This window comes from Nocardiopsis halophila DSM 44494 (assembly GCF_000341245.1).
Taxonomy (GTDB): Bacteria; Actinomycetota; Actinomycetes; order Streptosporangiales; family Streptosporangiaceae; genus Nocardiopsis_A; species Nocardiopsis_A halophila.
This window is the reverse complement of record NZ_ANAD01000203.1, coordinates 1-10,170: the sequence shown is the minus strand read 5'-3', so window position 1 is coordinate 10,170 and position 10,170 is coordinate 1. Positions and strand designations below refer to the sequence as shown.

Here is a 10,170-nt window from a genome sequence, read left to right as displayed (position 1 = left end):
GCGGTGGCTTGTGAACACGTGAAAACGTGGCCGGCCGGTTATAGCGTGTCCCCAGGGACGGTGTCCCGTCCCGTTCGAGGGAGGCGAACCATGGCAGCGACACCGGCGATCAACTGGCAGCTCACCGTCGACAGCGGTGACCCCCACGCGCAGGCGGACTTCTGGGCGGCGGCCCTCGGATACGAGGTGGAGGACCATGACGCCTTCATTGCCGGCCTCGTGGAGCAGGGCTACGTCACCGAGGCGGATTACATGGTCCGCAACGGTCGGCGTGTGTTCAATAAGGGGACGGGGATTCGGCACCCTGAGGACTCGAAAGAGCGCGGGGAGGCGAAGCACAGGATCCTCTTCCTCAAGGTGCCTGAGGGCAAGCGAGTGAAGAACCGCCTGCACATGGACCTGACCGTCGGGCCGGAGAGGCGTGAGGCCGAGGTCTCCCGTCTTGAAGCCCTGGGGGCCACGATCCTGGCGCGCGTCGAGGAGGCGGAGGGCGTCCACGTGACGATGGCGGACCCCGAGGGCAACGAGTTCTGCGTTCAGTGACGGCGGAGTCTGCGGAGTCCGGTGTCGACGCCGGGTGAACGGATCCGGCGCCGACACCGCCGTCGTGCGCGGCGTCGTCAGGCGGCCCAAGGGGGACGGACGAGGGACCCGTCCGGCATGACGGCCGCCAGGCCCGTGGGTGCGGTGACCCACACCCGAGCGGGGGTGTCACCGGGATTGTCGAGCCGGAGCCGCGACAAGGCCGGTACCACGGCCGCGTCGCCGGGGGCGAGGTGCTCGGTCCTGCCGTCGATGGACAGGCTGATCTCCCCGTCGAGGGCGAGGAAGACCTCCTCCCGGGTGACGGTGTGGTCGGCGCCTTCGGTGCCGGCGGGGACGTCGAGCCGCCAGGCGCGCAGCTCTGCGGCGCCGGTGGCGGAGGTCGCGAAGGCGGTGAACTCGGCGCCGTGCATGCGGTGGACGCGTGCGTCGCCGGGTCGGATGAGGGGCATGGCGTCTCCAGGTCCTCGTGCTCGTCGATGGATGCGTCGTGGATACGGCCGGGCGGTCGGGAATGACCATGTAGTCAAGTAGCTTGACCTGATTGCCCCCTCATGGTCAAGAGGCTTGACCAATGCATCAGTATGGGGGCATGGACCCTTCCACGAACGAGGACGGTGTCGGTCTGGCCTTTGCGCTGATGGCCTCGGCGGCCCGGATGGTCGAGCGGATCGACGACGGGGTGGCGCGGCGCGGCTTCACCGATGTGCGTCCCACACACGGATTCGCGTTCGCCTTCCTCGCCGCCGGCGGGGGAACGATCACCGGGCTGGCCGCGCACCTGGGCATGACCAAGCAGGCGGCGGCCCAGCTCGTGGACGAGATGGAGACCAAGGGGTATGTCCGACGCGGCCCTCATCCGCGTGATGCGCGCGCCCGGCTGGTCGAGCTGACCGATGCCGGGCGCGCGTGCATGCGCGCGGCCGAAGAGGCCGCCGCCGAGGCGGCCGGTGCGTGGTCCGGGGCCCTCGGCGCGGACCGGATGGTCCGGCTCCGGCGGGACCTGGAGCACATGGCCGGTGACGGTCCTCTCAGGCCGATGTGGTGATCCGCGCCCCGTCCGGGGCGGTGCCCGCGACGACGGTGCAGTCCCAGTCCTCACACGACTCCACGGTGGCGGCCAGTCCGGACTCGGTCACGGCGCCCGTCGTGGCGGCGGCCTGTCGTGCACTGGTCTCGATCAGGAGGTGTCCTCCCGGGGCGAGCCAGTCGGGGGCCACTCGGGCGACGCGGCGCTGGACGTCCACTCCGTCGAATCCCCCGTCGAGCGAGGCCCGGGGCTCGTAGAGGCGTGCTTCGGAGGGGAGCAGGTCGATCTCGCCGGACGGGACGTACGGGGCGTTGACGACCAGGAGGTCCACCCGTCCCCGGAGGTCTGCGGGAAGGGCCGTGTACAGGTCGCCCACATGTGCTCTTCCCCCGAAGGGGGCGATGTTGCGGTGCGCGTAGCCGACCGCGGCGGCGTCGGAGTCGGCGGCGTGCAGCTCGGCCCCGGGGAGCAGGGAGGCCAGCGCGGCACCGATTCCGCCGGCGCCGCAGCACAGGTCCAGAACGACCGCGGGGCGGGCGGCGGGGGCGCGTGCGGCGGCACGTTTCACGAGGAACATCGAGCGCGGGCGGGGGACGAACACTCCGGGGCCGACGGCGATGCGCAGGTCGCCGAAGGCGGCCCAGCCGAGCAGGTGCTCGAGGGGGAGGCCGCCGGAGCGTCGGTCGACCAGGCGGGAGAGTTCGGAGGGGTCCTCCGCGGCTTCGGCGAGGAGGCGGGCCTCGTCGTCGGCGAAGACGCAGCCCGCGGTGCGGAGCCGCCGCGTCGCGTCGGTGACGGCGGCGGGGGGGGNGGAGCCGCCGCGTCGCGTCGGTGACGGCGGCGGTGGGGAAGGGGGGGGGCATGAACGGCCTTCCGGGGAGCGGGGGCGCTCTCCTAGGCAGGCCGGAACGGCCGTCCGCCGTGCCGGTCGGAGACGAGCGCCCGGGCGTGCATTGCGAGTACGGGGCTCACCTCCTCCGGCCGGGTCCGATCGATGCCCGCCGAGGCTACCAGCAGCTCAGGCGGCATGTGTTCGCGGACACGAGTTGGTGCACCGCACGAGCGGTGCTATGCTGGTCCCGTTCGAAACAAAGGCTTCCGCGCCCCTTCGGGGGTGGCGGTCTAGAGTTTCGGCGGTCATAGGTAGAGGGAAACACCCGGTCCCATTCCGAACCCGGTCGTTAAGCCTCTTCTCGCCGATGGTACTGCCTCCATGGTGTGGGGTGGGAGAGTAGGTTGCCGCCGGACATTCTTTCGAGGAGGGGACCCTAGCGGGTCCCCTCTTTCGTTGTGTCCCCCTTCTTGCCCCCCTTGGCGCCCTTCTTCCCGGCGCGCTCGACCGCCCACACCGCGGCGACCACCACCGCGCATCCGGCGAGCTGGAGCGGGGACGGGCGCTCGCCGAGGAAGGCGGCGCCGGCACCGAGCGCCATCACCGGCGGAAGCACCATGACGGCGGCGCCGACACCGGGGGCCAGGCGGGGCAGGGCCGCGCCGACCAGGATCCATGTCAGGACCTGTCCGAAGAGCGCCACCGCCGACATCCACGCCCACCCGTGCGCGTCGAGCGCGCCGGGGTGCAGGCCGGTCGACAGCCCGCCGACGGCGGCCGCGGACAGCGCGGCCGCGGCGGTCGAGGTGAGCACCGGGGTCGCGGTGTGGCCCCGGCCCCCGCCCAGCCGGGAGAGGAACAGGTATCCGGCGTAGGCGGTGCCGGCGCCTGCGCCGAGCAGCAGGCCGAGAACGGCGTCGCCGCCGCTCCCGGCGGGCGTGAGCGCACCGGAGGCGAGCGCCAGCCCGGCGAGGATCGCGGCGGCCGCGGGCCAGAACCCGGGAGGTGTGCGCTCACCGCTGGTGACGCGGCTGAGCAGGGGGAAGACGGCGACCTGGACGTTGAGCAGCACGGTGGCCACACCCGCGCCGACCAGCTCGATGCTCGCGGCCCACAGCACGAAGTCGGCGCCGAGGAGCAGTCCGGCGGCCGCGTCGGTGAGCACCAGCCGACGGGGGCGGGGGCCGGCGCGGCGGAGTTCGGCGGCGGCGAGCAGCGCGAGCGGCGGCAGGGCGAGGGCGCAGCGGAGGAAGGCGGCGGTCCCGGCGTCGGCGCCGGACGCCTTGACCATCGGCGCCGACAGCGAGGTGCAGGCCGCCCCGGAGAGGGCGAGTGGCAAGGGGGCGGCGCGGCGACCGGTGCGGCGGAGGAGCATGCCTCCACTCTGGTCGTGCTGACCGTGAAACAAAAGCGATGATCTGTGCCGATGACTCGGTAGCATCGCTCATGTGTTCAGTACCGACCGCCTCCGGGCCCTGGCCGCGGTGGCCGAGCACGGGTCCATCGCCGCCGCCGCGCGCGTCCTGCACGTCACCCCCTCGGGGGTGTCCCAGCAGCTGGCGCGGCTGGAGCGGGAGGCGGGCCGGCCCCTTCTGGAACCGGATGGGCGCACCGTCCGCCTGACCCAGGCGGGGCGCGTGCTGGCGGGCCATGCGGCGCGCGTGGGGGCGCAGCTGGAGCAGGCCAGGGCCGACCTCGACGACCTGGGGGAGGAGGTCCTGGGGCCGCTGCGGCTGGGCGGGGTCGGCACGGCGCTGCGCACGCTGGTACCACCGGCCCTGGCCGCGCTGCACGCCGGGCATCCGCGCGTGGAGCCGTCGGTGGGCGACGGGGAGGCGGTGGCCCTCCTGCCCCGGTTGATGCGCGGCGAGCTGGACCTGGTGGTGGTCGAGAGCTGGTCGCCGCGGCCGCTCGCGCTTCCGGCGGGTGCGGCGGTCGAGCGCCTGGTGCGGGAAGAGGTCCGCGTGGCCCTGGCGGGTCGGCACCCGCTGGCCGAGCGCGCCCGGGTGCGCTTGGAGGAGCTGGCCGACGAGTCGTGGGCGAGCTGTCCGACGGGGACGGAGCCCTACGAGAGTCTGGTGCAGGTGGCGCGCGCTTCCGGCTTCGATCCCCGGATCCCTTACACGCTGACCGAGATGCCGACCCAGTTGGAGCTGGTGCGTTCGGGTCTCGCGGTCGCCCTGGTGCCGGAGACGGCGCGGTACCCGGAGACGCCGGGGGTGCGGTTCGTCCCCGTGGAGCAGGGGCTGCACCGCGACATCACCGCCGTCTGGCGCGAGGGGGCGGACGATCCTCCGGTGCGCGCATTCCTGGAGGCGATCCGGACCGGGGCCGGACGGCTCACGTCGGGCGGGTCCGAGACGGCGTGGTCGTAAGCGGGAGTAGGTGGCGGCAGGCGGGAAATGTCCGTTTCCCGATACGCTCGGAACGCCCCGGCCCCTGGGGTTCCCCGCTTCCGTTCCGACCGGCTCGTCCCTGGAAAGGCCTCCATGTCGCACACCTATGCGGGGCACCCGCCACAGATGTCGGCCTCGGCCGTCACCGCCTTCGTATTGGGAATCATCGGTGCGCTGGCGACGCCCGCCTTCGGGCTCTTCACGGCGCTCCCGGCCGCCGCGACGATCACCGGGGCCGTCGCACTGCGCCTCACCCACACACGAGGGCTGCGGGGGCGCGCTCTGGCCCTGTGGGGGTTCTGGCTGGGGGCGGGGTTCTTCCTGCTCGACTTCGTCCTCCTGCTGATCGCTGCGATCGGCATACGCCTCGGCCTCTGACCCGTCCCTGCTCCAGGGGTGGTGGCCCGACACCGGGGTAGGGGGCGCGGGAAGTCCCCGTCCTGCCTGAGCCGGACCCGGTACGGTAGAGAACGACCGCCGATAAGGAGGTGGGCGCCCGTGACCCTTCCTGTGATGCATCCGCGGCCGGGAAATCTTCGGCAGGTCGCCGAAAGCATCGAGGCCTCCACCGGGCTGCGGGTCGAGATCATCGGAGGCAGTCTCGTGATGTCCCCCACTCCACGTGGGAAGCACGCCGGAACGATTCGTCGCCTGCGCGTCCAGATCGAGTCTCATCTGCCGGCGGATCTCGCTCCCTACGAGGTGACGTCGATAGCGCTGCCAGAGGACGAGGACGACTATGCGACGCCCGATCTGACGATCCTCCCCGTCGACTGGGACGAGGACGACTCCTGGCTGGCCGACCCCGGTGACGTCGCCTTGGCCGTCGAAGTGATCTCCAAGTCCGAGAAGGCCAAGGACATCACGGACAAGAACGGCTGGTACGCGCGCGCGGGTGTCGCCGTGCTGCTCGTCCTGGATCCTCGTACCGGAGTCTGGGCCCTGCACACCCGCCCCAGGGACGGGGAGTACCGCGGCCAGGTGCACGGCGCGTACGGAGAACCCGTGGAACTGCCGGCCCCGCTGCCTTCCCCGATCGACACCGGGGTCCTCCCGCTCTACAGCTCCTGAACGGGGCCGCCTTCACGCGTCAGTCGCCGGCCGTGAGCGTCGCGACGGCGCGCTCCAGGTAGGACTCGAACGCCTGGAGCTCGCTCGCGCTGAACTCGGCTGACAGGGCGCCCTCCACGGCGAGGGCCGCCTGGTCGGCGCGGGTCAGCAGGGCGCGTCCGGACTCCGAGATCCGGTTGACCGTGATCTTCTGGTGCAAGGACGACGGGCTCCGCTCGATGTGTCCGGACCGGTGCAGGTTGGTCAGCACCGTGGCCATCGTCTGCGGGGTGACCATGCACTCCCGGGCGAGTTGCGCGGCCGACATCCCCTCGGAGGCGGAGAGGACCAGGAGCACGGCGTACTGGGGGACCGTCAGTCCGAACTCCTTGAGAACGCGGGACTTGCGGTTGATCAGCGCCTGTTCGGTCCGCTTGATCGTCTGTCCGAGCCGCCCGGCGCCCACGTCGCTCGTCGGCCCGTCCCCGGCCGGGGTCTCCTTCACCATTGCTCTGCCACCTCTCCGCCGCCGCTCCGGTGCTGGGGCGACCACCGATTATCCCTGCTCCGCATCCTCTGCGGAGCGCGGTGCGGCGTCGTGGCTCCATTGAAGCAGAGTTCTGTCATGAAACAGACCTCTGTTACGCTGTCGGTCCACCGCGGACGTCCGCGGACCCCGCGGCGGGCGCAGAAGGCGCAGACGGCGCGGAAGGCGACGAGAGGAGCAGGGCCGTGATCGAACGGGAGATCGGTGCGACGGGCAGGCGGGTCGGCGCCATCGGGCTGGGCTGCATGGGCATGTCGTGGGGGTACGACGAACTCGGCCGGGACGACGCCGTGTCGGTCCAGGTCGTCCGCGAGGCCCTCGACCTCGGCGTCGACCTGGTCGACACCTCGGACCAGTACGGTCCGTTCACCAACGAGGAGCTCGTCGGGCGGGCGCTGCGCGGCCACCGCGAGCGCGCCTACCTGGCGACCAAGGGAGGACTCGTCGTCGACGACCCGACGACGTTCGCCAGCCACCGGAACGGCCGTCCCGAGCACCTCCGGTCCGCCCTGGAGGGCAGTCTCGGACGCCTGGGCGTCGACCACGTGGACCTTTACCAGCTGCACCGTGTCGACCCGGAGGTCCCCCTGGAGGAGAGCTGGGGCACGCTCGCCGAGATGGTCGCGGAGGGGAAGGTCGGCGCGATCGGGCTGTCCGAGGCGAGCGTGGAGCAGATCCGTGCCGCCCATGCGATCCACCCCGTCTCCAGCGTCCAGACGGAGCTCTCCCTCTGGAGCCGGGAGGCGTTGGCCGACGGCGTCCTCGACCACTGCACACGAGAGGGGATCACCTTCATCGCCTATTCGCCCCTGGGACGGGGGTTCCTGACCGGAGGGATCACCTCGCCGACCGACCTCCCCGAGGTGGACGGCAGGCACCGCACACCGCGCTTCCAGGCCGAGGCGATCGCCGCCAACCAGAGCATCGTCGACCGCGTCCGGAACGTCGCCGCCGACCTGGGAGCGACCGGGGCGCAGGTAGCGCTGGCCTGGGTGCTGGCCCAAGGGCCTCAGGTCGTCGCCATCCCTGGGACGAAGACGCCCCGGTACCTGAGGGACAACGCGGCGGCGGCCGATGTGGTGCTGTCCGAAGAGCACCTGGCCGTCCTGGACGACGTGCCGGCCCCGGTCGGTACGCGCTACTGAGGGGGAGACCATGCTGATCACCGGTTTCCCCGCCGGGGGATTCGAGACCAACACCTACATCGCGGCCGAGGGCGACGGACACCGCTGCATCGTCATCGACCCGGGGCAGGACGCGTTCGACGGCCTGACGGACCTCATCGCGCGGCACCGGCTCGAACCGGAGGCCGTCCTGCTCACCCACGGGCACATGGACCACACCTGGGACGCCGTCCCGTTCTCGGAGCACTTCGGGACACCGGTGTACGTGCACGCCGCGGACCGGTTCATGGTCGGTGCCCCGGCGCGCGGCCTCCCCGACGACGTCCCCCAGCACCTGTTCGACGGGCACCCCGCAACCGAGCCCGCCGACCTGAAGGAACTGCACGGCGAGCGGAACCTCCTCCGACTGGCCGGCCTGACCGTCGAGACACTGCACACCGGCGAGCACACGCCGGGCTCCGTGCTCGTCCACGTCACCGGAACCGCGTCCGGCGAACGGGTGCTGTTCACGGGGGACGCCCTGCTCAAGGGCGAGCTGGGGCTGACATGGGGCTCGCCCGAGGCGGCCGGCCGGCTCCGCGCGGCCCTGGCCCGGCACTGCGCGGGCCTGCCCGACACGACCCGGATCCTCCCCGGCCACGGCGACACCGCCACCCTGGGCGAGGAGCGCGGGATCCACCCTTTCCTCCGCCCGCACTGAGCCCTCCGCACCGGGCCCTCCGCACTGAGCCCTCCACCCGGGCTCCACCCCGAACTCCACCTTTCGCGGGTCCCGGTCCCGGAGCCCGAGGACCAGCAATGCCCGGCGTCGCTGTGCTGGTGCCGACCACCTACGACGATGACGACTCCATCGCGCCGGCCCTGCGGGCGGGGGCCCACGGCGACCTGACGAAGGACACCGGGAGGGACGGCATCGCGACGGCGGTCCGGGCGGCCGCCGCGGGGCCGAAGTGATCGGCCTCATCGCCCGCGGGCTGAGCAACGCCGAGATCGGCCGGGCCCTGTTCATCGCGGAATCGACGGTGAAGGCGCAGGTGAACAACGCGTTCGCCAAGACCGGCCTGCGGAACCGCACCGAGGCGGCGGCCTACGCGCACCGGACCGGGCTGGACCGCTGATCCGTGCGCAGCAGGCCTCCGCTCAGNGCGGGCGCCCCCCAGCCGCTCGGGGCGGTGGGTGACGACCACGACCGTCCCCGGGAAGTCGGCGACCACCGTGTCGATCACCTCGGCCGCCTCGGCGTCCAGATGGGCGTCGGCCTCGTCCAGCAGGAGCACGCGGGGGCGGTTCAGCAGGGCGCGGGCCAGGGCCACGCGCTGGCGCTGGCCCGCCGACAGGCCGCCGCCGTTCTCCCGCACCGGGGTCTGCAGTCCCAGCGGCAGCTCGGCGATCAGCGGGTCGAGGCCCCCGGCGCCGACCGCCTCGCGGAAACGCGCGCCCCCCACACGCGGGTCGGCATAGCGCACGTTGGACCCGACCGTGCCCCGCAGCAGCGGCAGGTCCGGCCCGACCACGCCGACCGCCCGGCGCACCGAGGACGCCCGGGACGCGTTCACATCGCCCCCGTCCAACAGGACCCGTCCCGAATCCGGCGGCACCAGCCCGGCCAGCACCGAGACCAGGGTGGACTTCCCGCCGCCGTTGGGCCCGGTGACCGCCACCACCGACCCGGCCGGCACGTGCGCGGTGATCGGCGCGAACACGCCCTCCACCCGCACCCGCTCCAGGTCCAGGGCACCGCCCCCCGGCGGCAGTTCCGGCGCGCTCGCGCCCGGTCGGCGGCGCCGGGGCCGGGACAGCTCGGCGCGGACCTGGCGCATCGCGACCGCGCACCCCGACCGGTACTCGCTCACCCGGCTCAGGTCGCGCAGCGGGGTGACCATGATGCCCACGACCGCGATCGCCGCCGTCGCCTGGGCCGGGCCGGTGCCCGAGGCGGCCGCCGCCACCAGCGCCGCGGCGGTGGCCGCCAGCGTCGTGGCCTCCCCGACCGCGCGCACCGCGCCCACCGCGCGGGCCCGGCGCACGTGCGCCCGGGCCAGGCTCCGCGACCGGCGCGCCAGGACCCGCCGCTCGGCCCGCTCCCGGCCGAAGGCCTGCACCACCGGCGTCTTGCCGATCCGCTCCACCACGTGCCCGGCGACGCGCGCCTGGCGCCGCCGGGCGGCCCGGTGGGCCGCGCGCAGCCACGGGGACAGCGCGACCGTGGCGGCCAGGCCCGCCCCGGCGACCGCGCCCACGGCGGCGGCGACCGGCGGGGCGATGACCGCGAACGCCACCAGGCACCCGGCCAGCAGCGGCACCGCGACGGCGAGCCGGGCCAGGCCCAGCCCGGCCCACCGGCGCAGCGCGCCGAGGTTGCCCATCATGCGCAGCGACGCGCCGCCGGTGGAGCGGCCCCGGCCGGGCCGGCGGGCGGGCGCGTCGGTGGCCCGGCGGAACAGGGCCTCGCGCACGTCGGCCACCCACGACTGGCCCAGCCTCTCGGCCAGCACCCGCTCGCCGAAGACGAGGCCGGCCGTGGCGGCGACGAGCCCGCCCGCCCAGGGCAGCAGCGGAGGCAGGGGGACGGAGCCGCCGGCGAGCCGGGAGACCAGTGAGGCCCAGGCGATCGCCGCGCCCGCCTGCCCTGCGCCGACGGCGACCAG

The 10,170-nt window shown here is 73.5% G+C and carries 11 protein-coding genes, 1 rRNA gene and 1 pseudogene; 8 read left to right on the top strand and 5 right to left on the bottom strand.

The genetic code is table 11. The features are described 5' to 3' along the window. The first annotated feature begins 90 nt into the window (after positions 1-90). On the top strand, positions 91-543 hold the full coding sequence (locus D450_RS0123250) for a VOC family protein (protein WP_017541029.1): 453 nt from the start codon (positions 91-93) through the stop codon (positions 541-543). A 77-nt stretch (positions 544-620) separates the two neighbouring features. On the opposite strand, the gene D450_RS0123245 is transcribed toward D450_RS0123250, so the two are convergent. Beyond that, positions 621-995 carry a cupin domain-containing protein gene (locus D450_RS0123245; RefSeq protein WP_017541028.1) on the bottom strand — a complete coding sequence of 125 codons (375 nt, stop codon included), beginning with the start codon at positions 993-995 and terminating at the stop codon, positions 621-623. 140 nt (positions 996-1,135) lie between these two features. On the opposite strand from D450_RS0123245, the gene D450_RS0123240 reads away from it, so the two are divergent. Then, the gene (locus tag D450_RS0123240) at positions 1,136-1,591 is read left to right on the top strand and encodes a MarR family winged helix-turn-helix transcriptional regulator (protein WP_039820862.1); all 456 of its coding nucleotides are present in this window, start codon (positions 1,136-1,138) and stop codon (positions 1,589-1,591) included. Here the strand turns inward: D450_RS0123240 and D450_RS31075 are convergent. Further along, positions 1,575-2,381: pseudogene (locus D450_RS31075) on the bottom strand (putative protein N(5)-glutamine methyltransferase); the annotation flags it as partial. The gene D450_RS0123240 and the pseudogene D450_RS31075 sit on opposite strands and share 17 nt — an antisense overlap. Before the next feature lie 321 nt (positions 2,382-2,702). On the opposite strand from D450_RS31075, the gene rrf reads away from it, so the two are divergent. Next, positions 2,703-2,821 (top strand): 5S ribosomal RNA (gene rrf / locus D450_RS0123220). A gap of 20 nt (positions 2,822-2,841) precedes the next feature. On the opposite strand, the gene D450_RS31070 is transcribed toward rrf, so the two are convergent. Next, complete coding sequence (locus D450_RS31070) at positions 2,842-3,780, bottom strand: DMT family transporter (protein ID WP_017541024.1); 939 nt, start codon at positions 3,778-3,780, stop codon at positions 2,842-2,844. Between the two features lie 73 nt (positions 3,781-3,853). On the opposite strand from D450_RS31070, the gene D450_RS0123210 reads away from it, so the two are divergent. The 3 genes from D450_RS0123210 (at position 3,854) to D450_RS0123200 (ending at position 5,872) form a co-directional block, all read left to right on the top strand. Then, on the top strand, positions 3,854-4,780 hold the full coding sequence (locus tag D450_RS0123210; RefSeq protein WP_017541023.1) for a LysR family transcriptional regulator: 927 nt from the start codon (positions 3,854-3,856) through the stop codon (positions 4,778-4,780). A 114-nt stretch (positions 4,781-4,894) separates the two neighbouring features. After that, positions 4,895-5,179, top strand: a complete 285-nt coding sequence (locus D450_RS0123205; protein WP_017541022.1) for a hypothetical protein — start codon at positions 4,895-4,897, stop codon at positions 5,177-5,179. 120 nt (positions 5,180-5,299) lie between these two features. Continuing rightward, entirely contained in the window at positions 5,300-5,872 is a 573-nt protein-coding gene (locus D450_RS0123200) for a Uma2 family endonuclease (protein ID WP_017541021.1), read from the top strand. A 19-nt stretch (positions 5,873-5,891) separates the two neighbouring features. Here the strand turns inward: D450_RS0123200 and D450_RS0123195 are convergent, their stop codons facing one another. After that, complete coding sequence (locus D450_RS0123195; RefSeq protein WP_017541020.1) at positions 5,892-6,359, bottom strand: MarR family winged helix-turn-helix transcriptional regulator; 468 nt, start codon at positions 6,357-6,359, stop codon at positions 5,892-5,894. A 224-nt stretch (positions 6,360-6,583) separates the two neighbouring features. On the opposite strand from D450_RS0123195, the gene D450_RS0123190 reads away from it, so the two are divergent. Together D450_RS0123190 and D450_RS0123185 are read left to right on the top strand one after the other, a co-directional pair. Then, positions 6,584-7,543: an aldo/keto reductase gene (locus tag D450_RS0123190; RefSeq protein ID WP_017541019.1), complete on the top strand. Its 960-nt coding sequence runs from the start codon at positions 6,584-6,586 to the stop codon at positions 7,541-7,543. A 10-nt stretch (positions 7,544-7,553) separates the two neighbouring features. Then, a complete protein-coding gene (locus tag D450_RS0123185) occupies positions 7,554-8,222 on the top strand; it encodes an MBL fold metallo-hydrolase (RefSeq protein ID WP_017541018.1) in 669 nt (222 codons plus the stop codon). 130 nt (positions 8,223-8,352) lie between these two features. On the opposite strand, the gene D450_RS31065 is transcribed toward D450_RS0123185, so the two are convergent. Continuing rightward, positions 8,353-10,074 (bottom strand): ATP-binding cassette domain-containing protein, encoded by a 1,722-nt coding sequence (locus tag D450_RS31065; RefSeq protein WP_449289482.1) that lies wholly within the window; start codon positions 10,072-10,074, stop codon positions 8,353-8,355. Positions 10,075-10,170 lie beyond the last annotated feature (96 nt).